Consider the following 23,973-nt stretch of genomic DNA (forward strand, 5'->3'; position numbering starts at 1 on the left):
TCATGCGCCGCGCTGCCCGGCGATCGCTTGCCCCAACCCCGCCGCCCAGCGGGTGATATCGCCCGCGCCGAGGCAGACGACCATGTCGCCTGGCGCCAGCTCACCCGCCAGCGCTTCGGCCAGTTCGTCCGGCCCGGCGATCTCGCGCGCCGCGCGGTGCCCGCGCGCTCTCATACCTGCGACCAGCGCCGTGTGATCGACGCCCGCCAGCGGCTCCTCGCCCGCAGCATAGACCGGCGCGACATAGGCGATGTCGGCATCGTCGAAGCAGGATTGGAAGGCGTCCATCAGATCACTGAGGCGCGAATAGCGGTGCGGCTGGGCGACCGCGATGACCCGGCCTTCGGTGCCCGCCACAGCCTCACGCGCGGCGGACAGTACGGCGCGAATTTCGACCGGATGATGGGCGTAATCGTCGATAATGGTCGCCGCGCCGCCGCCCACGGCGACACTGCCGACTTTGGTGAACCGCCGCCGCACGCCGCCAAAACGGGCAAAGCCGGTGCGGATCACATTATCCGAACAGCCCATCTCCACCGCCACCGCAATCGCGGCGAGCGCGTTCTGGACATTGTGGCGGCCCGGCATCGGCAGGTGCACGCCTTCGATGCGGCGATCCTCGGCACCGCGTTGGCGCACGATCACATCGAAGGTGTTGCCGCCATCGAGACTGCGCACGTTAACGCCGCAGATATCGGCTTGCAGCGAGAAACCATAGGTGACGACCTTGCGATCGCGCACTTCGCCGATCACCGCCTGCACCACCGGATGATCGACGCACAGCACCGCCGCGCCGTAGAACGGGACATTATGGATGAACTCCACGAACGCCCGCTTCACCCCGTCGAAATCGCCGTAGTGATCCAAGTGTTCGGGATCGATATTGGTGACGACCGCGATGGTGCCATCCAGCCGCAGGAAGCTGCCGTCGCTCTCGTCCGCTTCGACCACCATCCAATCCGAATCGCCGAGCCGGGCGTTGGAGCCGTATTGTTCGATGATCCCGCCATTGATGACCGTCGGATCGATCCCGCCCGCGTCGAGCAGCGTGGCGATCATGCTCGTCGTCGTCGTCTTGCCGTGCGTCCCTGCCACCGCGACGGTGGATTTAAGCCGCATCAGTTCGGCCAGCATTTCCGCTCGGCGCACCACGGGGATGCGGGCTTCCAATGCGGCGGCGACTTCGGGGTTGATGCGGCGCACCGCGGTGGAGGTGACGACCACGGCGGCACCCTCCACATTCTCATGCGTGTGGCCGATATGCACGGTGATCCCGCGCGCGCGCAGCCGCTCGACGCTCGGGCTTTCGGCAATATCGCTGCCCTGCACGGTGTAGCCGAGATTGCGCATTACCTCGGCAATGCCGGACATGCCGATCCCGCCGATGCCGACAAAGTGGATCGTGCCGATATCGGTGCCGACACCCTTCACGTGTTTGCCCTGTCTTTAGCGGCCTTGCGGGTCGATGGTTGCGGACGGGCGGCAGTCTGCGCTGCGCGCGGGGATGCCTCGCCGACGCGGATCACGTCCATCAGATCGATTCCGCTCATGCTTTCGACCAGGTCGGCCAGATCCTTCGCCGCTTCGGGCCGGCCGCAGTTGAACGCGCCATGCGCCGCGTTGCCGAGGCTGCCGGGGTTCATAGCCATCGCCTGAATCTGCTTGGCAAGCTCCTTGGGCTGGAACGCATCCTGCCGGATCATCCGCGCCCCGCCCGCCTTGACCATCTCGCGGGTGTTGACCGCCTGGTGATCGTCGGTCGCAATCGGCAGCGGGATCAGGATCGCCGGACGGCCCACCGCGGTCAGTTCCGCAATTGTCGAAGCGCCCGCACGACCGATGAACAGGTGGGCGTCGGCCAGCCGTTCATGCATATCCTCGAAATAGGTGCCAAGTTCGGCGGGAATATCATGTTCGGCATAGCGTTTGCGCACCGCGTCGAGGTCTTCGGCGCGGCATTGCTGGGTCACCTGCAACCGCTGACGCAGTGCCGGGGGGAGCATGGCGAGCCCATCGGGCACCACATTGGACAGCACCCGCGCACCTTGGCTGCCGCCGGTCACCAGCACCCGCAGCAGGCCTTCTTCGGTAAAGACAGGGAAATCCGAGGCGCGCAGGGCCAGCACCTCTTCGCGCACCGGATTGCCGGTGAGATGCACCTTGGGCGCGTGTTCGGGTTTGAGCCGGTCGACCTTCGTGTAAGATGTCGCGATGGCATCGACCTTTCCGGCCAGCAGCCGGTTGACCCGGCCCAGCACGGCGTTCTGTTCGTGGATGACACTGGGCAAGCCGGCAGACCGCGCCGCCAGCAGCGCAGGCAAGGCGGGATAGCCGCCGAAGCCGACGATGGCGGAAGGCTCGAACGCCTCGAACAGCCGCAGCGCCATGCGCCGCCCTTCCAGCACCGCGGCGATCCCCTTGGGCCAGCCGAGCGGGTTCTTGCCGAACCGTCCTGCGGGCAGGACGTGGGCGGTGAGATAATCAGGCTTGCCGGGGATGTTCGCCCCGCGCTCGTCGGTGATCAGCGCGACGTGGTGGCCGCGTGCATGCAATTCCGCCGCCAGCGCGAAGGCCGGGATCAGGTGGCCGCCGGTGCCGCCTGCGGCCAGCACATAGTGGCGTGAGGCTCCGGTTCTGGTCTCGCTGGTCATGTGCCGATTTCCTTGCGCTCGATCAGATCGCGCAATCCGCCCGCCTCGCGTGCGAGGAAGGGATTGCGCCGCGTGATCGCCAGCAATAGCCCAAGCGTGAAGCACACCGCCAGTGTCGATGATCCGCCGTATGAAATCAGCGGCAAGGTCATGCCCTTGGACGGGAACAGCTTGAGGTTCACCAGAATGTTGATGAACGCCTGCCCGCCAAACTGGGTGATGAGGCCGACGCCCGCCAGCAGCGCGAACAGATTGTCCTCACCCACCATCCGCATCAGCGCGCGGATCACCACCGCGCCATAGACCAGCACGATCAGCGCGCAGGCCAGCAAGCCGAATTCCTCGCCGATGACCGAGAAGATGTAGTCGGTGTGCGCCTCGGGAAGGTTCATCTTGCGGATGCCGAGCCACAGCCCACTGCCCGTCCACCCGCCTGCCGTGAGCGTGCGCTGCGCCAGGTCGACCTGATCGAAAGCAGTGCCGCCGCCCAGAAAACTGTCAATGCGGTGCCGGGCGTTGTCGTAGAAGAGATAGGCCAGCGTCAGCGCGCCGATTCCGCCCCCGATCAGCACGGCGATGCGCTGCCATGCCATCCCCGCCAGCAGTACCATGACCAGCCAGATCCCGCCGAACAGGATGGCATCGCCAAGGTTCGGCTGCAGCATCAGCAGCGCTGCAACCAGCGCCATCAGGCCGGTGACGAAGGCAATCACCGGCAGGCTGGAATCGCGCAGTCGCCAGCTCAATATCCAGGCGCAGATGATCGCGAAGCCGGGCTTTAGAAATTCGGACGGCTGCAGCGATGTGCCGACATTGATCCAGCGCCGTGCGCCGTTCTTCTCCTCGCCGATGATCGGCACCACGAACAACAGCGCCAACATGATCGCGCCGACCAGAATGCCGAGCCTGCGGGCCTGTTCGCGCGACAGGAACGACAGGCCCACCATCAGCGCAAGACCCATCGTTTGAAACACGATGTGGCGTTTGAAGAACATGAATTCATCGAGCGTGACCTTGGCGGTCGAAAGCTGGTCTGCGCTGGCGGGCGAGGCAGCGGCGACCGCGACCATCCCGAACGCCATCAGCAGCACGATCAATCCCAGCATGACCCGGTCGATCTCGCGCCACCACACCCGCACGCTGTCGCGCCAGCGGCGCTGCACGATGGCAGGCGGAAGATAGGTGCCCGCGCTGCCTGCGCCGGACGAAGGGGCAGGTTGCCAGGCCGAACTCATGGCAGGATACTCCGCCCGTCTGGGCCGGTGTCGCACCCGGTCATCGCACCGACCATCTGGCGGAAATGGGTGCCGCGCTTCTCGTAGTCACGGAACTGGTCGTAACTGGCGCAAGCGGGGGAAAGCAGCACCACGTCGCCTTCGCGCGCGGCGGCAACCGCGCGGCGCACGGCTTCGCTGATGAGTTCACAACGTTCGACCTGTACGGCTCCCACGAGCAGATCGGCGAACATCGGACCAGCCTCGCCCACGGTATAGGCGGCAGCGACATTACCGAGATGGTCGCCGCAGGCGCCCAGCCCGTCTTCCTTGGGCAAGCCGCCGCAGATCCAGTGGATACGCGGTGCGCCGGCGTTGATGGCCGGATCGGGCGGAAAAGCGGCCAGCGCAGGGGCGGCAGACGCGGCGTTGGTCGCCTTGCTGTCGTTGATGTAGGTCACGCCCTTGGCATCGCACACGCGTTCCATCCGGTGCGGCAGGCCTGGATAGCTGGCGAGTCCCTGCGCGATCACATCGCCCGGCAGACCGAGTTGACGGCAGATGGCAACCGCGACGGCAGCGTTCTGGGCGTTGTGCGGCCCGGCAAGCGCGGGGGAGCGCCCTGTGGCCAGTCCGGCGGCGGCAAGATCGGCGGTCTTCACCCGCACCAGCGACTTGCCTACGGCATTGAGCCGGTCGGCGATGGCGCGGGTGTGCGCGTCCTCGTCGCAGATCAGAGCGGTGCCGCTGGCCTGCATCTGGAACAACCGCTCTTTCGAAGCGGCATATGTCTCAAAATCGGCATAGCGATCGAGGTGATCGGGGGTGATATTGGTCAGCGCGGCGATATCGCAACTGAGCGTGAAGGTCAGGTCGATCTGAAAACTCGACAGCTCCAGCACGTAAACGCCACCTTCAGGCAACGGCTCCTGCGCCATGATCGGATCGCCGATATTGCCGCCCATGACGCTCGGCACGCCAGCCTGCGTCAGAATGTGATGTGTCAGCGCGGTGGTGGTTGATTTGCCGTTGGTCCCGGTGATGCCGACCACGCGATGCGCTGGCAGGTCGGCGCGCGCGCAGGCAAACAGTTCGATGTCGCCGATCACCGGCAGGCCGTAATGCCATGTGTGCGGGCCGATGGGGTGGGTGTTGAGCGGCACGCCGGGAGACACGACCACGCCGGAAAACCCGGTCAGACCGAGTTCAAGCGGATCGACCATCCGGCAGCGCCCCTCGAATGGCGCGCGCGCGATATCCTGCCGATCCCAAGCGATCACCTCGGCCCCGCTCGCCAGCAACGCCTCGGCTGCGGCCGCGCCGGAACGGGCCAGCCCCAGCACCGCGTAACGCTTACCGGCGAAGACGGAGGATGTGATCACGCCGCTCCGCCCCTACCGCAGTTTCAGCGTCGACAGGCCGATCAGCGCCAGCACGATGGCGATGATCCAGAATCGGATCACGACCTTGCTTTCGCTCCAGCCGAGCTGCTCAAAGTGATGGTGGATCGGGGCCATGCGGAACACCCGCTTGCCAGTACGTTTGAACCAGAACACCTGCACGATCACGCTGACCGCCTCAAGCACGAACAGCCCGCCGACGATCGCCAGCACCACCTCGTGATGGCTCGCAACAGCAATCGCACCAAGTGCGCCGCCCAGTGCCAGCGAGCCGGTATCGCCCATGAACACCGCGGCGGGCGGCGCGTTGAACCAGAGGAAGGCAAGGCCCGCACCCATGATCGCGCCGCAGAAGATCGCCAGTTCCCCCGCGCCGGGAACATGCGGAATGCCGAGATAGGCGCTGAAATCAGCCCGACCGACCAGATAGGCGATGATCGCAAATGTGCCGGTGGCGATGATCACCGGCATGATCGCGAGGCCATCGAGCCCATCCGTCAGGTTCACCGCATTGCCTGCGCCGACGATCACGAAGGCGGCGAACACGTAATAGGCTGGTCCCAGCGGAATGCTGACATTCGACAGGAAAGGAAGGTAAAGATTGGTGTTGATCTGGCTGACGATCAGCCATGCGGCGATGCCCGCCACGACGAATTCGAGCGCCAGCCGCACCCGTCCCGGCACACCCGCATGGCTGTTTTTCGCAACCTTGTCGTAATCGTCGAGAAAACCGATAATTCCGAAGCCGATGGTCACTGCAAGGCAGGCCCACACGAAGGGATTGGAAAGATCCATCCACAGCAGCAACGAACAGGTGAGCGCGGTCAGGATCATCAGCCCGCCCATGGTCGGCGTGCCGCGCTTGGCGAGGTGGGTTTGCGGCCCGTCTTCGCGGATCGGCTGGCCCTTGCCCTGCCGCACGCGCAGCAAATTGATGAACCGCGGCCCGATCAGCAGCCCGAACAGCAGCGCCGTCATCAGCGTCGCGCCCGCACGGAAGGTCTGGTAACGAACCAGATTGAGAGCCCCCTCGAAGCCCAGCCATTCGGCAAGCAGATAGAGCATTCAGTCGTTCCTCGGCGCCCTTTGCATCGGGCCTGCGCCTCCCGCTGCGGTCCCGGCAGGGGCGTTTTCGGTAAAATGTGACACCAGCCTGCCCAGACCGACCGAATTCGAGCCTTTGACCAGCACCGCATCGCCCGGAGCAAGACCGAATTGCGCAAGCGCCGTGATGGCTTCGGCAGGTGTCCCGCAATGCGCGAAGGCGATGGGCTTGCCAAGCGGATCGTTGCCAGCTTTCCCCAGTTCCTCGGCGAGCGGAGTCATCTCTTCGCCCACCAAAATGGCATGGGCGACCCCCGCATCGGCGATTGGTTCGACCAGCTGGCGGTGAAAAGCATCGGAAAAGTCGCCCAGTTCCTTCATGCTGCCCAGCACCGCAAGGCGGCGGGTTGCGACTGTTTCCTTGAGCGCCTTGAGCGTCGCCCGCATCGATGCGGGGTTGGCGTTGTAACTTTCGTCGATCAGCAGCGCCTCACCGCCCGGCACCGGGATAGTGTGGCGCGCCCCCCGGCCCTTCATGCCGCCGACCTCGGCCAGTGCGACCCCCGCGCTGGCGAGATCGCCGCCCGCCGCGCGCACAGCCGCCATCACGCCCAGCGAATTGACGATCCAGTGTTCGCCCGGCTCGGCAATGGTGTAGCAAATCCGCCGGTCGCCGAGATCAGCCGTCACCAGCGCGCCGCCGCCAGCTGCAGGAATCGCGTCGAGCAGCCGGACATCGGCGTTCGCGCTGCGCCCGAAGGTGATGATCTCCGCCCCGCTGGCCTTGGCATGAGCGATCAGCCGATTGGCCCATTCGCTGTCGGCGGGAATGACGGCGGTGCCGCCGGGAACCAGCCCGGTGAAGATCTGCGCCTTCTCGTCCGCAATCGCCTCGAGGCTGCCGAGGTTTTCGATATGCGCGGGCGCAATCGTCGTGATCAGCGCGACATGCGGGCGGACATGGGCGGCGAGCGGCGCGATTTCGCCCGCGTGGTTCATCCCCATCTCGAACACCCCGAACTTCGCCCGCGCAGGCAGACGCGCAAGGCTCAAAGGCACTCCGACATGATTGTTGTAGCTACGCACCGAACGATGGGCCGCGCCCCGGCTGGCGCGGTCGAGACAGGCGAAGATCGCCTCCTTCACCCCCGTCTTGCCGACCGAGCCCGTAATACCGATGCAGACCGCGTGTGAACGCTCACGCGCCGCACACGCCAGATCGTGAAGTGCCCGGGTGGTGTCCGCGACCAGCACGTGGGGATAATCGACCGGCCGATCGACAATCGCGGCAACCGCTCCTTTTACAAAGGCTTGGGCCACGAACTTGTGACCATCCATCGCCTCGCCCTTGAGCGCCACAAAGACATCGCCAGGCTTTACATCCCGCGAGTCCATTTCGACGTCTGCCGCCTGGAAATCATGGCTGGCAACGCCGCCCGTCGCTGCAGCAATCTCGGTCGAAGTCCACAAGGCCTGGCGCACCGCATCCCGCGGCATGACCGGCCACGTGCGCAGACGCGGGTGAATGAAGGGTTTCGGCACGTTCATGAATTCACGCTCCCCGCCCCGGCGCATTGGCGCGCGACGTCGACATCATCGAAAGCTTCGATTCGCATAGTCTCTCCTGCGCCGAAAATCTGTCCCTGTTCGTGGCCCTTGCCAGCGATCAGCACGATATCCTTCGCGCCCGCCTCGGCAATGGCAGCGGCGATGGCTGCGCGCCGGTCGCCGATTTCCCGCGCCGCTCCGCCCGCTCCGGAGAGGATCGCCGCCCGGATGCTCGCCGGGTCTTCGCTGCGGGGATTATCATCGGTGACGATGACCAGATCCGCTGCGCGCGCCGCAACTGCGCCCATGTCCGCACGCTTGCCGGTGTCGCGATCACCGCCCGCACCGAACACCGCGATCAATTTTCCGCCCTCGGCCACGTGCGGGCGCAGCGCGGCAATTGCGGCCTCCAGCGCATCGGGGGTGTGGGCATAATCGACATAGGCGGGCGCGCCTGCGGCATTGAGCGCCGCACGCTCCAACCGCCCGCGCACCGGTTGGAGCCGGGTGAGCGCATCGAACACCGCGCCCGCATCCGTCCCCGTCGCCAGCGCCAGCCCGGCTGCGACCAGCGCATTGGCGGCCTGATAGGCACCGATCAGCGGCAGGTTTACCTTGCGGGTCTGCCCGTCGTGTTCGACGCCCAGCGTCTGGCCGAGTTGGGTCGGCTCGCGCGCGATCAGGCGCAGAAAGGTGCCGCGTTCACCCACGGTTCGCACATCGAGCCCGCGCGCCGAAGCTTCGGCAATGGCGCGGGCCGTCCACTCGGAAGCCTCGCCCCCGTCCCAGATCACCGCCGGACTGCCGGGTTCGACCACTTGGGTAAACAGCCGCATCTTGGCCGCGAAATAGGCCTCCATCGTGCCGTGGTAGTCGAGATGGTCGCGGCTGAAATTGGTGAACGCGCTGGCGGCGACCGTCAGCCCTTCATTGCGATATTGCGACAGGCCGTGGCTCGATGCCTCGTAGGCAACATGCGTCACGCCTTCGCGCGCGAGGCCCGCCATGTTGGCGAGGAAGGTGACGATATCGGGGGTGGTCAGCCCGGTAGACACAGAGCCATCGGGGGTGGTCACGCCCAAAGTGCCGATGCTCGCCGCGCGCTCGCCCGCCATGCGCCAGATCTGGCGCGTCATTTCCACGGTCGAGGTCTTGCCGTTGGTGCCGGTGACCGCGACGATGGTAGCCGGGACCGGCGCGAAGAACCCCGCCGCTGCCCGCGCAAAGGCCCGGCGCGGGTTTTCATAGGCGATATGCAGCGCGCCTTCTACCTTGGCTTCGGGCCGTGCGACAATCGCTACCGCACCCGCGCTGATCGCAGCGGGGATGAAATTCTCGCCGTCGAACGTTGCGCCCTGAAACGCGCCGAACACCGTGCCCGGCGCGACCTTGCGGTGATCGATTGCAAAGCCCGTGACGCTCGCTTCACCCGCGCCGTCGCTGGCGAGCCCTGCCCGCTCCAGCAGATCGGCCAGACGCATCAGTGCTTGTCCACCAGGTAGCGCAGATCGGAAATATCGACATCGCGGCGTTCGTCAGGCTGCACGCCCAACATCGGGCCAATACGCGGCACGAGGCGTCCCACCACCGGCGCGGAGGTGAAGGCGGCGGTGCGCTGGAAACTGCTGGCGACGGTGCCCTTGGGCTCGTCCACGACCACCACCACCACATAGCGCGGCGCATCGAGCGGGAAGGCTGCAGCGAAGGAGGAGATCAGCGAAGTCTTGGCATAGCCGCCGCCCGATGCCTTCTCGGCCGATCCGGTCTTGCCGCCGATCCGGTAACCCGGCGCATCGGCGCTGCGCCCGGTGCCGTAGAGCGAGATCATCCGCAGCATCTGACGCATCCGCGACGAAGTTGATTCCTTGAACACCCGCCGCCCGCGCGGGATATCCGCCGGATCAAGCTTCATCAGCGTCGAAGGCCGCCAGATCCCACCATTCACCATCGCTGCATAGGCGGATGCCAGATGCAGCGGCGTGACCGCAAGGCCGTGACCATAGCTCACCGTCATGTTGGTGATACGGCTCCACTTGCCGCCCGGCCAGATCGGTTTGCCCCGCGCGGGCAGTTCGATGAACGGGCGGCTGTCCATACCCAGATCAATCATGGCGCGGCGCAGACGTTCCGGGCCGAGTTCGTCAGCCACCCGCGCTGTCACCGTGTTGGACGAATAGACCAACGCCTGCGGCACGTTGAGAGTCGCGCCCTTGGGCTTCAGGTCCTTGATCGAGCGGCGGCCGACTTCGACAGGTGCCGCGTTCCACGCCCGGCCCAGATCACGCACCACGCCCGCATCCATGGCTGCGGCAATGCTCAACGGCTTGAAGGTGGAGCCGAGTTCGTAAACCCCGTTGGTAACGCGGTTAAACACATTCTTGGCCCCGCCTGCGCCCACGACATTGGGATCGAATTCGGGCAGGCTCGCCATCGCCATGACCTCGCCGCTATCGACGTCGAGCACAATGCCCGCCGCGCCGATGGCGTTGGTTTCCAGCATCCCACGCCGCAATTCATCCTCCAGCGCGCCCTGCACGCGGACGTCGATCGACAGCGCCACCGGATCGCCGCGCACGTCAGGATCGGTCAGACGCTCCTCCAGCACCTGCTCCATGCCCAGCTTGCCGCCCTGATCCTCCACCACATAGCCCAGCACATGCGCGGCCAGCGTGCCCTGCGGATAGTGGCGATCGGTTTCACGCGGAATTTCGAGCGCGACCTCGCCCAGCGCGAACACCTTATTGGCTTCTTCAGGCAAGATCCGCCGGCGCAGATAGCCCGACCGACCCGAAGCGAGGCGTTCGGCCATGCGCGCCTCATTGATATCGGGGAAGATCGCCTTCAACTGGCGTGCGACTTCCTCCGGCGATCGCACCAGCGGCGACCCCTTGTCTCCCATCGCGGAAGGATCGAACCACAGCGCATAGGCCGGAAAAGCGCGCGCCAAGGGCACACCGTTGCGGTCGGTGATCTCGCCGCGCGAGGGCAGCAGGGCATCTTCGAGGCTGGTGCGCTCGGGCGCCTGCCCGGCCAGCGCCAGCGAGGCGATCCGCACCAGCGCGATCAGGGCGATCAGCACAAAGCCGAGCGCCACCCACAGCACCCGGAACCGCGCGGTCCACAACAATTGTGCGCGCAGGTTGACGCGCTGGATCCGGCCCGCCGGGATGGAGGGGACTGCCGCAGGGGCAGCCATCACGCTCATTCTCCCATTCCCTTTGCGCTCATGCTTGCGGCGCGCTGCTGCGAGGCGCTGAGCGTCTGGGCCTGCGCGGCGCGGATCGGGGAGGCATCGATCAGGAAGTCGCCGAAGGCTTCGGTAAAGACCTGCCCGGCATCCTTCTCTCTCGCCGCCGAAGCCAGTGTCACCGGCGCGCCCGACAAAGGCGAGCGCATCGGTTCGGCATCGGCAGACGCGATATCGCCATCAGCGGTCACATCGCTGCGCGCCAGACGGATCGGCGAAGGCGCATCGGGGCCGCGCCGCTGGCCGAGGCTGGCCAACTGGCGCTCACCCTCGAGAAACTGGTCGGCTCGCGGCGCGCCATAGCCAAACTCGACCGCGTTCCACACGGCGAGCTGGCGCTGGCTGGCGCGCGTTTCGAACTCGGTTTCGAGCAGCAGGTTTTCACGTTCGAGCGACAATATTTGGCGTTCGGCCAACAGCACTTCGCTTTTCACCGCATGCACCTTGAAGCTGAGGATGACGACGAGGGCGAAGCACATCGCCAACACCGCCGCCCACCCCAGCGAACGCGCCTGGGAACCGGTCATCATCATGCCGCGATGCTCCTTGCCGGGGCGCCGGTGCGGATCGCATGGCGCAAGGTGGATGAACGCGCGCGCGGGTTGCGCTGGATTTCCGCCTCGCCGGGGCGAATGCCCTTGGAGACGCGCACAAAAGTAGGCGCGGGGCCGGGTATCTCGCCGGGCAGATGGCGCGAAACCGCGCGGCCCGCGCCGCTCGCTTCGCGCAGGAAGTGCTTGACGATCCGGTCTTCGAGGCTGTGGAAACTGACCACCGCCAGCACCCCGCCTTCGCCCAGCAGCGCCTCGGCGGCGGCCAGCCCGGCTTCCAGCTCGCCCAACTCGTCGTTCACGTGGATGCGCACCGCTTGAAACGTGCGGGTGGCGGGGTCTTTCTTGTCGTGCGGCTTATGGCCCAATGCGCGGCGAACCACGCGGGCGAGTTCGCCGGTGGTCGTCAACGGGCGCGCGGCGACGATGGCGCGGGCGACCCGGCGTGACTGGCGTTCCTCGCCATAGCGATAGATCACATTGGCGATCGCTTCCTCGTCAGCGGTGTTGAGGAAATCGGCCGCACTTTCGCCCGCCTGGCTCATCCGCATATCCAGCGGCCCGTCGTGCATGAAGGCAAAACCGCGGTCGCCCTGATCGAGCTGCATTGAGGAAACACCGATGTCCATCACCACCGCATCGACCTGAGTGATGCCGAGCGCAGCCAGTTCGGCCTGCATGGCGGAGAACCGCGCCGGGTGGAGTGCAAGGCGACCTTCATATTGAGCCACCATCGCCTGACCAGCGGCAATCGCATCGGGATCGCGATCGAAAGCGTGGACGCTCGCGCCTGCCTCCAGCAGCGCAGCAGTGTAGCCGCCCGCACCGAAAGTGGCATCGACGATGGTCATGCCCGGACGCGGAGCGATGGCCGCAACCACTTCATCCAGAAGCACCGGGATATGGGGCGCATCGGTTATCACGCGCCCCCCTTCTTCGCGGCCGCGACCAGTTTGGCGCAGCTTGCCTGCGCGCTTTTCCAACCAGCATCCATCCGGCCGAGTTCTTCGGGGTTCCAGACGAAGAAGAAATCGCCCGCGCCCTGAAAATACAGCCCCTCGCCCACCTTGCCGAGATCGCGCAGGTGTTCGGGCATGACGAACCGACCGCTGTCGTCGAAGGGCAGCTGCTCGAAACCGAACAATTGCTGGGCGCGCACTTCGCGGTCGAACTCATGGCTGCCGAGACGGATCGCGCGCTCTTCCTCGTTGTCGAGCTGGGCGTGCAGTTTCGCGATGCGCGACAGGCCGAAGCCGACGAGGCAATCGAAGCGGTCATGCGCGGCAAGGCACAGAATGCGGTTGCCGTCGGAGCTTTCCTTCACCGCCTTGCGGAACGCGGGCGGCAGGACAAAGCGGCCCTTATCGCCGGCGGGCGAAAAAGCTTGACCACTATATCCTCCAAAAGCCGACACGCGCCGCGATCCCCTCTCACCCCGTTGTGACCTGCCCCGTGCTTGAGACTGGCCGAAGCCCGGACATGCCTTCCCCGTCGCCGCAAGCGGACAAGCGGCAGCGGCGCGCCAGCCCCACCAGCCGAACGCGTTGCAAACAGGCATGTTTGATGGACGATGGTAATATCTGGGAAGCAGGCGGGATGAAAGGGATTTTTGCGGGAAATTGCGGGAAAACTAGTTAGCCTTCTGAATTTAATCATTTTCTTATATTTTGGACGCGCCATCACTATGCTGGTGTGTCGCACACCAGCGCGCAAATCCGGCCCCGATTGGCGCTTTTCCCGCGTTTTCCCGTAGCATCTTCCGCCCGAATCCGCCGCCGAGTCCCCCTTGTCCCGCGATTTCCCCGTTTGCGGCTACTCGCCCGATTGCGGCTACTCGCTCGACTCCGGCTACTCGAACGCCGCAGCCAGCAATCCGCCAAGGGTTTGTCCGTTCTCACCCGCCAGTTCGGGATGCTCGAACAGCGCGGCATCGGCAATCAGGGTGACCTCACCCTCGCCTACGCGGCAGGTCGCCGCCGCGCCTGCTGCCATCAGCGTGCAATCCGCTGCGGCAGGATCGGTCACAGCGATCCGGCCCGGCAGCACCAGCGGCAGCGCTGCCCCGCCTAGCGACGCATCGACCACCGCCAGCGATTGCCCCTCGTCAAAGCTGACCGCCAGCCCCCAACGTTCGACGACTGGAGGGATCAGCGCGCTTTCGACCGGACGGCGCGGATCGCCGAGCGGCAGGTCGTAATCCCCCGTTAGCGCCGGATCGAGCACCAGCAGCAATCGCCCGCCGTCGCGCACCCAAGCATCGAGCGCGACATTATCGGCAGGCGACAGGCCCCGCGGCTGGACCACCGCCAGCCGATCAAGATTCGCCAGCGGATCAGTGTCCGCCGCGCCGGGCGATAACGCGGGAATGGGCGTTAGCGTATCGAGCGGCACCGGCACATAGCCGGTTTCAATCACGCGGCGCTGCCATGGCGGACTGCTGCGACCACTTGCGATGTCGGCGATGTCCGCATCCACGGGCCAGAACAGCGGCAGACTGCTCATCAACCCCAACGCCGGACGCGGCTCGTCGACCGGCGGCGTGGGAGCGGCGCTACACCCGGCCAGGGCCAGCACCGCGCCGACCCGCAGGGCAATGCAGCTATTGCGGCGGCGCGGCATTATCCGGCGCGGGGCTCGGCGGCGGCACGTCGAGCGGCATCGCCGGTGCCGGGCTCGGCTCAGCCGCGATATCCGGAACCACACCCGCATCGGCAAGCGGATTGGCGCGCGACGGCTCAGGCGTAGGCTCGGTGGTGGGCGCGGCTTCGGGCACGGCGGCTTTATCGGTAAAATTGGCCTGACTGCCAATGATGCTGGCAAGGCCGACCAGCAGCACCATTGCGGCGATACCGAAAACCCCGATCTGCAATCGCTGGATCGCTTCCTGACGGCTTTCGCTGGCCGGTGTCGCGGGCTCCGGTTCGGCCACCGAGTCAATCGCGCCCACTGGCTGATTGCGCCCGGCCGGATAAAGACTGCGCTGGGTCATAATGCGCAGCCTAGCCAGCAGCGGCGCGCGTGTCACGCACCGTCTCCCTGCCGCGGTTCGAGCCAGTCGAACACCGGCAATTCCTTGGCGGCGAGCCATTCGGCGTTGTACAACGTCGAGAGATAACGAAATCCGGTGTCGCACAGGATGGTGACGACCTGCGGATTGTTGCGCCCCTCGGCCACCAGTTCCTTGCCCAATTCGACCGCGCCCGCGACATTGATGCCCGACGACAGGCCGAGGCACAGGCCTTCGTCCTTCAGCAAGCGCGCGACCCACATCAGACCTTCTTCGTCACCGATGCGGTATTGCGTGTCGATCGGTGCGCCTTCGAGGTTGGCGGTGATGCGTCCCTGCCCGATCCCCTCCGCGACCGAGGACCCTTCGGCCTTCAACTCGCCGTGAGCGTAGTAATTATACAGCGCCGCGCCGTGCGGATCGGTCAGCGCGATGCGGATGTTCTCGTCCATCGCCTTCAGCCCAAGGCCAACGCCCGCAATCGTCCCGCCGGTGCCCGCCGCGCAGGTGAAGCCATCGACCCGCCCGCCCAACTGCTCCCAGATTTCGGGCGCGGTGCCTTCGATATGGGCGCGGCGGTTCGCGATATTGTCGAACTGGTTGGCCCATACGGCGCCCGGTGTTTCCTCGGCTAGGCGGCGGCTTGTGTGGACGAAGTGGCCGGGGTTGGCGAACTTGGTCGGCGGCACCAGCACCAGCTGCGCGCCCAGCGCCCGCAACGTGTCCATCTTTTCCTTGGACTGGTTGTCGGGCATGACGATGATCGTCTTGTACCCCTTGGCATTGGCGACCAGCGCGACCCCGATGCCGGTGTTGCCTGCTGTGCCTTCGACCACGGTGCCGCCCGGCAGCAATTCCCCACGCGCCTCGGCATCGCGGATGATCCACAGCGCCGCGCGATCCTTGACCGAGGAGCCAGGGTTGGCGAATTCGCACTTGCCGTAAATGTCGCAGCCCGCAGCTTCGCTGGGACCAGCGAGCCGGACGATGGGGGTATTGCCGATCAGTGCGAGTGTATCGGCAAAAGGCTTGGTGATGTTCATGGCAAGGGAATTAGGCGCTCACGCGGCTGGCTGCAACGCTCAAGTCCCGGCATCACGAAGCCAGTACGAGCAGCACCTCGACTTCGCTGCCGTCGGCGATCCGTTCCGCCTTGCGCACCGCTGCCTTCAAAGGCAACAGCCAGCCGCCCGCCTGTTTCGACGGGAACAGCGATGTGCGCCATGTCGTCCCGCCAATCGTCGCCTCGACATACACCGATCCCCACGCAGCAGCATTGGTGGCATGGGCGCGGATAGCCAGAGCGGTGTCGCCGTCGATGGTCAGGAAATACCAACTGCCCTTGGTCGGAGCGCCAGCGCTTCCCTGCCACAGCCACACCGGCCCGCGCACGTGCCACGGGCCCGCAGAACCACTCGGCAAATGCCCGAGTTCGTCGCGCAGGAACCGGGCAAGGTCATCGTGCACCGGCCTGTTCCTGCGCGCCGAAGGATCAATCTTCCGGAGCGATGGTGACGTGCAGCCCGTCCAGCGCGGCGGTCAGCGGAACCTGACACGACAGGCGCGAGGTGGCTACGCGGTGATCGGAGGATTCGAGCAGGTCATCCTCGTCCTCGCTCATCGCGGGCAGCTTGTCGGCGAAGGCCGGATCGACATGGACGTGGCACGTCGCGCACGAACAGCATCCGCCGCACAGCGCCAGCAGTTCGTCGAACCCGTTGTCGCGGATCGCTTCCATCACGGTCAGGCCTTCATCGACGCTGATCTCGCTGGTTTCGCCTTCGCGATTGGTGACGACCAGTCTGGGCATAGGTTCGGTATCCTTTTGGGCTATTGAGCGCAAAGCGATGCGCTGGGAGAGTGCAACCGCGGCTGCTAAGACAGTCTGCTTTGGTTGGCAAGTTAAGGAAAGTGGCAGTGGGCCTGACGGCGGAAAAATTGCGCGAAGACCTTGATGCGCTGGCGCTGCGTGAGCCGCAGCTGGCCAGCGCACTCACCCGCGTCGGCTATCCCGATGCGCGGATACGCTCGCCCGGATACAAGACGCTGCTGCGCACCATCGTCGGCCAGCAGGTCTCGGTCGCTTCGGCGGCATCGGTGTGGACGAAGCTTGAGGCGGAACTCGGCCCGGATTTCGCCCCCGCTGACTTGCTGGGGCGCGAATATGACGCCCTGCGCGCCTGCGGACTATCGCGCCAGAAACAGGGCTATGCCCGATCCCTGTGCGAATTGGTGATCGCGGGCGAACTCGATTTCGACAATCTGCCCGCCGATGACGAGGAAGCAATTGCCTTGCTCACCCTGATCAAGGGGATCGGGCGCTGGTCGGCGGAAATTTATCTGCTGTTCGCTGAAGGCCGCCCCGACATCTGGCCCGCCGGAGACCTCGCCGTACAGGAAGGCGTCAAGCGCCTGCTGGATCTGACCGAACGTCCGGCGGAAAAAACCACCCGCAAGCTGGCCGAGCCGTGGTCCCCGCAGCGCGGCAGCATGGCGATCTTCACATGGCATTTTTACGCCAATCCGGCGCTCTGACGCGACCGGCCGCGTTGCGGGTCTCCGACAGGTGTATTAAGGATATAACACAGAAAAAGCTTGTGCTGGAGAGGAGATTTCCCCCATGTTCATTCGCGCAATTTCTCGCATCCCCTTTGTTCGTCTGTTGGCCTGTGGCACCGCCGCGCTTGCACTGCCGGGCCTAGCTTCCGCAGACAATCACCAGACACCCCCATCCGACCAGACCGGAGCAATAATGACCGCCCAAGCACAGACCGCCCCCTTGATCCCGCGCGATGCGCTGTTCGGCAACCCGACCCGTGCGGCAGGCCAGATCAGCCCTGACGGTCAATGGCTGAGCTGGCTCGCACCCAAGGACGGTGTGCTCAACATCTGGGTTGCTCCGGCGGATAATCCCGATGCCGCGCGCGCCATGACTAATGCGACCGATCGCCCGATCCGCCAGCATTTCTGGTCGCCCGATGCCAGCGCCGTGATGTATATTCAGGACAAGGGCGGGGACGAGAATTTCCTGCTCTACCGCGTGGACATCGATAGCGGTGTAGAAACCACCCTGACCCCGTTCGATGACACCCGCGTGCAAATCGTTGGCGCATCGAACACGATCAAGGACAAGGTGTTGATCGGCGTCAACAACCGCGATCCGCAATGGCATGATGTCCACATGCTCGATCTGCGCACCGGCGAACTGGAGCTGGTGCTGGAAAATAACGCCTATGCCGGGTTCATGGCCGATGACAGCCTGACCCTGCGCATGGCGATGCGCCAGAACGAAGCAGGCGGCACCGACTATTTCCGCGTGAGCGATGGAACAGTCGAGACAACCCCGTTCGAGACGACGGCGATGGAGGATTCGCTCACCACCTCGCCGGCCGGTTACACCACCGATGGCGGCACACTGTACTGGATCGACAGCCGCGGGCGGAACACCGCCGCATTGTTCGCCCAGGACACCGCCACCGGCGAGCGACGGCTGATCGCCGAAGACGACAAGGCCGATATCGGCAACACCCTGCGCGATCCCATCACCGGCGAGATCGAGGCCTATGCGGTCAATTACCTCACGACCGAATGGACCGCGACCGATCCTGAAGTCCGCGCTTCGTTCGATTGGTTGGATCAGCGGCTCGAAGGCGATTTCGGTATCAACAGTCGTACCGATGACGACAGCGTGTGGATCGTCTGGAACGATCCGCTGACCAAGCCGGTGACGACCTACATCTATGATCGTGAGGCCAGCACGCTGACCCCGTTCTATGTCTCGCGGCCGGAACTTGAAGGCATGCCGCTCCAGCCGATGCACCCTGTCGAGATCGCCAGCCGCGATGGCCTTACCCTGCCCTCCTACCTCACCCTGCCGCCCGGCAGCGACACGGATGGCGACGCCCGGCCCGACAAGCCGGTCCCGATGGTGCTGCTGGTTCACGGCGGCCCGTGGGCGCGCGACGGGTACGGCTTCAATTCCGCCCACCAGCTGCTCGCCAATCGCGGCTACGGCGTGCTGAGCGTCAATTTCCGGGGCTCGACCGGCTTCGGCAAGGACTTCATCAACGCCGGCAACAAGCAGTGGGGCCTGAAGATGCACGACGACCTGATCGACGCGGTCAACTGGGCTGTGGATCAGGGCATCGCGCAAGAGGACAAGGTCGCAATCATGGGGGGGTCCTATGGCGGCTATGCGACGTTGGCGGGCCTCACCTTCACGCCGGAAACCTTCGCCTGCGGGGTGGACATCGTCGGCCCGTCTAACCTGGAAACCCTGCTTTCCACGATCCCGCCCTACTGGGCACCGCTGGTGAAAACCTTCCACGAACGCATGGGAAATCCAAACACCGAGGAAGGTCTTGCGCTGCTGCGGGCCGCCAGCCCGCTCTACAAGGCGGACGAGATCGTCAAACCGCTGCTGATCGCGCAAGGGGCGAACGACCCACGGGTAAAGCAGGCCGAAAGCGACCAGATCGTGAATGCGATGCAATCGGCCGGGATCCCCGTCACCTATGTTCTGTACCCCGACGAGGGCCATGGTTTTGCCCGCCCCGAAAACAACATCGCCTTCTTCGCCATCGCAGAGAACTTCCTGGCAGAATGCATCGGCGGCAGGGCCGAGCCGCTGGGCGATGCGCTGGAGCCTTCGAGCGCCCAAATCGTCGAGGGCGAAGAATATGTGAAAGGGCTGGAGGCAGCGCTCGGAAGCTGATTCTGCCTGCTGACAACCGCCCTGTCCCGCTCTAGACGGGTTGCAAACTGCAATCGAGAGGGGATCCCATGACAGAACGGCGCAGCATCTTCATCACCGGCGGCGCGTCCGGTATCGGGCGCGCGATCGCCCGGCATTTCGGGGAGCGGGGCTGGTTCGTCGGGATCGCCGACGTCAACGAGGCCGGGATGCAGGACACGCTGGGACTGATCGAAGGCGGGTTTAAATATTCACACCGGCTCGACGTGCGCGACCGCGCGGCGTGGGACGAGGCGCTGGCAGCGTTCCACACCGCCGCCGGATCGCGGATCGACGCGGTGGTGAACAATGCCGGGATCGGCACCGGCGGATCGCTGCACGAACTCGACCCGGAAGAGATCGACCGCTGCCTCGATATCAATCTGAAAGGCGTGCTTTACGGCGCGCAGGCGGCCTACCCTTATCTCAAGGCGAGCGCTCCCGGGTCGGCGCTGATCAACATCGCCAGCGCGGCAGGGATCGCGGGATCGGCGGGGATGAGCGTTTATTGCGCCACCAAGTTCGGGGTGCGCGCGGTGTCCGAAAGCCTCGATGCCGAATGGGCACCGGACAAGATCACCGTCGCCTCGATCTGCCCCTCCTTCATCGAGACGCCGCTGCTGGACGGCACCGGCAACCGCAAATCGAACGAACAGATCCGCGACCGGGTGCGCGCTGCAGGGCTGGAGATCACCCCGGTGGAAGAAGTCGCCAAGGCGGTGTGGGACGCGGTGCACGGCGACAAGCTGGATTATTTCGTGGGCAAGACCTCGAAATCGATGGCCTTCGCCAAGCGCTGGATGCCCGGCAAAGTACGCAAGCAATTGCGGGGCAGCCAAGGGCCGTTGGGGAGGTAGTGAACTCCTCTTTCCGTTCGGGCTGAGTTTGTCGAAGCCCTGCACTTCTTCTTCAGCCAAAGCATTGGAAGAAAAGCAGCCCTTCGACAGACTCAGGGCGAACGGGAGGTAGCCTTACACAATCCCATCGATCGCACGCGCCAGTTTCGCATCGCGGTGCGACAGTCCGCCGCTTGCGCCGGCATCATGCGTGGTCAGCGTCACTTCGACCTTGGCAAAGACGTTGAACCACTCGGGGTGGTGATCCTGCGCCTCCGCCTGCAAGGCGACCCGGCTCATGAAGCCCCAGGCTTCGGAGAAATCGGCAAACTGGAACGTGCGGGTAATCGCCTTACCTTCGCGCGCCAATTCCCACGCCGGGTGATCGGCGAGCAACTGGTCGATTTCTTTCACACCGAGTTCGGGGACGGACATGACGGGTGCTCCTTGATCGTGGTCGCTTGTTTGCGCTGACCCTTTTCCCTAACGCTGCAGCCCAATGCAAGCCTTGTCCCCCGCCCTGTCCGCGCATGATCTGGCCTGCCGCCGGGGCGAGCGGCTGCTGTTCCGGCGGCTGACGTTCGCACTGGAATCGGGCGCGGCCTGCCATGTTACGGGCGCGAACGGCGCGGGAAAGACCACGCTGATCCGGGCGCTCGCGGGCTTCATTACTCCCTACGCGGGCGAAGTGCGGCGTGAGGGCGCTGTCGCCCTGCTCGACGAGCGTACCGGGCTCGATCCCGACCTGCCGCTCCGCAAGGCGCTGGCATTCTGGGTCGGGCTGGATTGTTGCGGTGATCTGCAAGCGATCATGACGCGGCTGCGGCTGGACGCACTGACCGAGGTGCCGGTGCGGTACCTTTCGACCGGCCAGAAAAAGCGCGCCGCCCTCGCCCGGCTGCTGGGGCAAAGGGCGCCGATCTGGCTGCTGGACGAGCCATTGTCCGGCCTCGACACCGCATCACAGGCGCTGGTCAGCACACTGGTGCGCGAACATTGTGCCGGCGGCGGGATCGCACTGATCGCCTCGCACCAGCCGCTCGATGTGTCGGGGATGATGAGTTTCGCGATCGAGGACTTCGCGCCAGCAGGAGAGGACGCATGATCGCCGCCCTGCTCCGCCGCGATCTGGCGCAGTTCTTCCCCTTCACCGGCAGCGGCGCGGCCCTGCCGGTGGTGTTCTTTGTGGCGGTCGCCATGCTGTTCCCCTTCGCAGTTGGGCCGGATGCCAACCTGATGGCCCGGACCGGCGGCGGAGTGGTGTGGATCGCGGCGCTGCTGGCGGCGATCCTGCCGCTGGAAAAGCTGGTGGCGCGCGACATCGAACTGGGCTTTTTCGACCAGTTGAAGCTGCGCGGCATGGCGGAAGAGGCGATGATGGCGGTGCGCCTGATCGCCCACTGGCTAAGCTTCGGCCCGCCGCTGGTGCTCGCCACCTTCCCCGCCGCCGCGCTGCTCAAGATCGAGGGCGAGACGTTCCAGATCCTGCTGCTGGGCCTGCTGGTGGGCACGCCAGGCCTTGCCGCTATCGGCCTGATGATCGCCGCGCTTACCGCCTCCCTGCGGGCAGGTGCCGCGCTTTCGGGCCTGCTGCTGATCCCCCTCGCCCTGCCGATCCTGATTTTTGGTGCAGGTGCGCTCGCCCGTCAGGATCAAGTCAGCCTCGGCTTCGTTGCAGCCATAAGCCTCGCGCTGGTGGCACTCGCTCCGTTTGCCGCCGGGGCCGCGATCCGGGCGGCAAGGGAGAATTAGTGCGCGCACCTGAAAGTCACGTCCGAGCCAACACATTGATGGGCAATATCGCGCTGGGGCTGCTGGGCTTCACGCTGTTTGCCTTCGCGCTGAAGGCGGTCGTGCACCCCGAAGTGCAGGCGCGCTACACGCCGCTGGTGGTGTTCCACGCGGTGAGCATGATCGCTTGGCTGACCCTGCTAGCCACCCAGGCCTTCGCCGCCGCGCGCTTCAAGCTGGCTGCCCACCAGGCGACGGGTCGCGCGTCCATCGCGCTGGTGGGCGCAATGCTGGTGAGCGGCGCGGTGATTGCGTGGCGCATCGGGCAGGAGCTTGGCCGTCCGGAAGTGACAATGGTGAATATCGCCGCTCTCGTGACCTTCATCCCGCTCTATTTCGCCGCCCTGCACTTCGCCCGCCGCCGCGACATCGCCGCGCATCGCCAAGCGATGCTGATCGCAACGCTGGCGTTGATGACCCCCGCCTATGCCCGCGTGGTGCAGGTGCTGGGCCTGCCCGATCCGGTTGCGATTGGGGTGCAGCCGCCGATCACGATTGCGATTGCGGTGGGGTATGATTGGGTGCTGCACGGGCGCGTGACGCGGCCGGTGGTGGTGATGCTGGGCTTTTCGGTGGCGGTTGTGCTGGTGATGGTTGGAGTGTTGGCGGTGTGGTTCCTTTAACCGCCCCGCCCCGTCACCCCGGACTTGATCCGGGGTTTGGCTTCTTCAGGATCGCCGTGGGTTGCTTGAGGAGCGAGGGGGCGAGCTTCCCGGAATGCTCCACAATTCCGTCAATTGTCCAACCGTCGATCTCATGACCCTGCACGAGCGTGAGAGCATGACCGGCGAGGTAGTGAATGCGGTTATTGATGCCCGCCCGCTGATCGTCGTTCCAGTCGGGATCGCGCGCCATGATCGTGTAGCCGTGGATCACGGCCAGCATGAATTCCACTAGGGTTTCGCGGCTCGCATTCTCGATCAGATCGCGCATTGGCACTGGCCCAAGATCAAAAGGAAGCTGGATCCCGGATCAAGTCCTGGATGACGAAAGGTGTGATTCGGCCCGTAGAGCCGCAAGGGCGACTGCTGCCCGCCCGCAGCGGGGGCAGCTTTGCTGCCCGTCTAGCGAGGATCGCGCGCCCGGAGGGGCGTGCGAAAAACCTAAACGTAAGGCGGGCAATCCCGCCCCGTGGGGCTTTTGGTGAATATCTCATTCCCCGTTTCGGTAATCGCAATCGAATGTTCGAACTGCGCGCTCAGCGACTTGTCGCGCGTCACCGCCGTCCAGCCGTCGCCCAGCACCTTGGCCCACGGCTTGCCGAGATTGATCATCGGTTCGATGGTGAAGAACATCCCCGGCTTCAGCTCCGGACCAGTGCCAGCCTTGGCGGCGTGGACCACTTCAGGCGCGTCGTGGAACAGGCGGCCCAAGCCGTGGCCGCAAAACTCGCGCACCACGCCGTAACGGAATTGGTTGGCGTGCGCCTCAATCGCCGCGCCGATATCGCCCAGCCGTGCGCCCGGTTGCGCCGCCTGAATGCCGAGCATCAGGCATTCATAGGTCACTTCGACCAGCTTGCGCGCCTTCAACGGCGGCTCGCCCGCGAAGAACATGCGGCTGGTATCGCCGTGCCAGCCATCGACCAGCGGCGTGACGTCGATGTTGAGGATGTCGCCATCCTTCAACGCCTTGTCGCCCGGAATGCCGTGACAGATCACATGGTTAATCGAGATGCAGGACGAATGCGCATAGCCGCGATAGCCAAGCGTCGCGGGCACCGCGCCAGCATCCAGCATCATCCCGCGGATCGCGTCGTCGAGCGCGCCGGTGGTCACCCCCGGCTTCACCATGTCGGCGCAGGCATCGAGGATTTCGGCCGCCAGCCGCCCCGCCTTTCGCATCGCTTCAAAGCCTTCGGGACCATGCAGCTTGATGGTGCCGTCGCGGTAGACGGTCTCAGCGCCGTCAACGAGTTGGTATTCGTGCATTGACGCCACATAGCGACGATG

25 protein-coding genes are annotated in these 23,973 nt (G+C 65.2%); 6 read left to right on the plus strand and 19 right to left on the minus strand.

Annotated elements, in window-relative coordinates:
- From murC to J3454_RS05250, 16 genes are all read right to left on the minus strand, one after another.
- A complete protein-coding gene (gene murC, locus J3454_RS05175) occupies window positions 1-1,431 on the minus strand; it encodes a UDP-N-acetylmuramate--L-alanine ligase (protein WP_349512677.1) in 1,431 nt (476 codons plus the stop codon).
- Window positions 1,428-2,651 carry an undecaprenyldiphospho-muramoylpentapeptide beta-N-acetylglucosaminyltransferase gene (murG, locus tag J3454_RS05180; RefSeq protein WP_349512678.1) on the minus strand — a complete coding sequence of 408 codons (1,224 nt, stop codon included), beginning with the start codon at window positions 2,649-2,651 and terminating at the stop codon, window positions 1,428-1,430. The genes murC and murG overlap by 4 nt, the downstream gene beginning before the upstream one ends.
- Complete coding sequence (locus J3454_RS05185) at window positions 2,648-3,886, minus strand: FtsW/RodA/SpoVE family cell cycle protein (protein WP_349512679.1); 1,239 nt, start codon at window positions 3,884-3,886, stop codon at window positions 2,648-2,650. The genes murG and J3454_RS05185 overlap by 4 nt, the downstream gene beginning before the upstream one ends.
- Window positions 3,883-5,247, minus strand: a complete 1,365-nt coding sequence (murD, locus tag J3454_RS05190) for a UDP-N-acetylmuramoyl-L-alanine--D-glutamate ligase (RefSeq protein ID WP_349512680.1) — start codon at window positions 5,245-5,247, stop codon at window positions 3,883-3,885. The genes J3454_RS05185 and murD overlap by 4 nt, the downstream gene beginning before the upstream one ends.
- Before the next feature lie 12 nt (window positions 5,248-5,259).
- Window positions 5,260-6,330: a phospho-N-acetylmuramoyl-pentapeptide-transferase gene (gene mraY, locus J3454_RS05195; protein WP_349512681.1), complete on the minus strand. Its 1,071-nt coding sequence runs from the start codon at window positions 6,328-6,330 to the stop codon at window positions 5,260-5,262.
- Window positions 6,331-7,857, minus strand: coding sequence for a UDP-N-acetylmuramoyl-tripeptide--D-alanyl-D-alanine ligase (locus J3454_RS05200; protein WP_349512682.1), 1,527 nt, complete (start codon window positions 7,855-7,857; stop codon window positions 6,331-6,333). It lies immediately after the preceding gene.
- The gene (locus J3454_RS05205) at window positions 7,854-9,338 is read right to left on the minus strand and encodes a UDP-N-acetylmuramoyl-L-alanyl-D-glutamate--2,6-diaminopimelate ligase (RefSeq protein ID WP_349512683.1); all 1,485 of its coding nucleotides are present in this window, start codon (window positions 9,336-9,338) and stop codon (window positions 7,854-7,856) included. Before J3454_RS05205 ends, J3454_RS05200 begins: the two co-directional genes overlap by 4 nt.
- Window positions 9,338-11,053, minus strand: coding sequence for a peptidoglycan D,D-transpeptidase FtsI family protein (locus tag J3454_RS05210; RefSeq protein ID WP_349513140.1), 1,716 nt, complete (start codon window positions 11,051-11,053; stop codon window positions 9,338-9,340). The genes J3454_RS05205 and J3454_RS05210 overlap by 1 nt, the downstream gene beginning before the upstream one ends.
- 5 nt (window positions 11,054-11,058) lie before the next feature.
- Window positions 11,059-11,637, minus strand: coding sequence for a hypothetical protein (locus J3454_RS05215; protein WP_349512684.1), 579 nt, complete (start codon window positions 11,635-11,637; stop codon window positions 11,059-11,061).
- Window positions 11,634-12,578: a 16S rRNA (cytosine(1402)-N(4))-methyltransferase RsmH gene (gene rsmH / locus J3454_RS05220; protein ID WP_502878562.1), complete on the minus strand. Its 945-nt coding sequence runs from the start codon at window positions 12,576-12,578 to the stop codon at window positions 11,634-11,636. The genes J3454_RS05215 and rsmH overlap by 4 nt, the downstream gene beginning before the upstream one ends.
- Window positions 12,575-13,069, minus strand: a complete 495-nt coding sequence (locus tag J3454_RS05225; RefSeq protein ID WP_349512685.1) for a division/cell wall cluster transcriptional repressor MraZ — start codon at window positions 13,067-13,069, stop codon at window positions 12,575-12,577. The genes rsmH and J3454_RS05225 overlap by 4 nt, the downstream gene beginning before the upstream one ends.
- Window positions 13,070-13,503: 434 nt before the next feature.
- Complete coding sequence (locus tag J3454_RS05230; protein ID WP_349512686.1) at window positions 13,504-14,274, minus strand: hypothetical protein; 771 nt, start codon at window positions 14,272-14,274, stop codon at window positions 13,504-13,506.
- Window positions 14,255-14,644: a hypothetical protein gene (locus tag J3454_RS05235; protein WP_349512687.1), complete on the minus strand. Its 390-nt coding sequence runs from the start codon at window positions 14,642-14,644 to the stop codon at window positions 14,255-14,257. The genes J3454_RS05230 and J3454_RS05235 overlap by 20 nt, the downstream gene beginning before the upstream one ends.
- 32 nt (window positions 14,645-14,676) lie before the next feature.
- A complete protein-coding gene (locus J3454_RS05240; RefSeq protein ID WP_349512688.1) occupies window positions 14,677-15,705 on the minus strand; it encodes a cysteine synthase A in 1,029 nt (342 codons plus the stop codon).
- A gap of 52 nt (window positions 15,706-15,757) precedes the next feature.
- Window positions 15,758-16,129 (minus strand): DUF1905 domain-containing protein, encoded by a 372-nt coding sequence (locus J3454_RS05245; protein WP_349512689.1) that lies wholly within the window; start codon window positions 16,127-16,129, stop codon window positions 15,758-15,760.
- Between the two features lie 25 nt (window positions 16,130-16,154).
- On the minus strand, window positions 16,155-16,472 hold the full coding sequence (locus J3454_RS05250) for a 2Fe-2S iron-sulfur cluster-binding protein (RefSeq protein ID WP_349512690.1): 318 nt from the start codon (window positions 16,470-16,472) through the stop codon (window positions 16,155-16,157).
- 107 nt (window positions 16,473-16,579) lie between these two features.
- On the opposite strand from J3454_RS05250, the gene J3454_RS05255 reads away from it, so the two are divergent.
- From J3454_RS05255 to J3454_RS05265, 3 genes are all read left to right on the plus strand, one after another.
- The gene (locus tag J3454_RS05255; protein ID WP_349512691.1) at window positions 16,580-17,197 is read left to right on the plus strand and encodes a DNA-3-methyladenine glycosylase family protein; all 618 of its coding nucleotides are present in this window, start codon (window positions 16,580-16,582) and stop codon (window positions 17,195-17,197) included.
- Between the two features lie 217 nt (window positions 17,198-17,414).
- Window positions 17,415-19,376, plus strand: coding sequence for a S9 family peptidase (locus J3454_RS05260; RefSeq protein WP_349512692.1), 1,962 nt, complete (start codon window positions 17,415-17,417; stop codon window positions 19,374-19,376).
- 68 nt (window positions 19,377-19,444) lie between these two features.
- Window positions 19,445-20,251, plus strand: coding sequence for an SDR family oxidoreductase (locus J3454_RS05265; RefSeq protein ID WP_349512693.1), 807 nt, complete (start codon window positions 19,445-19,447; stop codon window positions 20,249-20,251).
- A 114-nt stretch (window positions 20,252-20,365) separates the two neighbouring features.
- On the opposite strand, the gene J3454_RS05270 is transcribed toward J3454_RS05265, so the two are convergent.
- On the minus strand, window positions 20,366-20,665 hold the full coding sequence (locus tag J3454_RS05270) for a 4a-hydroxytetrahydrobiopterin dehydratase (protein WP_349512694.1): 300 nt from the start codon (window positions 20,663-20,665) through the stop codon (window positions 20,366-20,368).
- A 64-nt stretch (window positions 20,666-20,729) separates the two neighbouring features.
- Between J3454_RS05270 and ccmA the strand changes: the two genes are divergently transcribed.
- The 3 genes from ccmA to J3454_RS05285 are packed head-to-tail and all read left to right on the plus strand — an operon-like array spanning window position 20,730 to window position 22,644.
- Window positions 20,730-21,335, plus strand: coding sequence for a heme ABC exporter ATP-binding protein CcmA (ccmA, locus tag J3454_RS05275; protein WP_349512695.1), 606 nt, complete (start codon window positions 20,730-20,732; stop codon window positions 21,333-21,335).
- Window positions 21,332-21,982, plus strand: coding sequence for a heme exporter protein CcmB (locus J3454_RS05280; protein ID WP_349512696.1), 651 nt, complete (start codon window positions 21,332-21,334; stop codon window positions 21,980-21,982). Before ccmA ends, J3454_RS05280 begins: the two co-directional genes overlap by 4 nt.
- The gene (locus J3454_RS05285; RefSeq protein WP_349512697.1) at window positions 21,982-22,644 is read left to right on the plus strand and encodes a hypothetical protein; all 663 of its coding nucleotides are present in this window, start codon (window positions 21,982-21,984) and stop codon (window positions 22,642-22,644) included. Before J3454_RS05280 ends, J3454_RS05285 begins: the two co-directional genes overlap by 1 nt.
- 13 nt (window positions 22,645-22,657) lie before the next feature.
- Here J3454_RS05285 and J3454_RS05290 read toward each other — a convergent pair whose 3' ends face one another.
- Together J3454_RS05290 and map are read right to left on the minus strand one after the other, a co-directional pair.
- Window positions 22,658-22,954: a hypothetical protein gene (locus J3454_RS05290; RefSeq protein ID WP_349512698.1), complete on the minus strand. Its 297-nt coding sequence runs from the start codon at window positions 22,952-22,954 to the stop codon at window positions 22,658-22,660.
- A 170-nt stretch (window positions 22,955-23,124) separates the two neighbouring features.
- Complete coding sequence (map, locus tag J3454_RS05295) at window positions 23,125-23,952, minus strand: type I methionyl aminopeptidase (protein WP_349513142.1); 828 nt, start codon at window positions 23,950-23,952, stop codon at window positions 23,125-23,127.
- Window positions 23,953-23,973 lie beyond the last annotated feature (21 nt).

The sequence above is a fragment of the Erythrobacter sp. NFXS35 genome (assembly GCF_040148725.1).
Taxonomy (GTDB): domain Bacteria; phylum Pseudomonadota; class Alphaproteobacteria; order Sphingomonadales; family Sphingomonadaceae; genus Erythrobacter.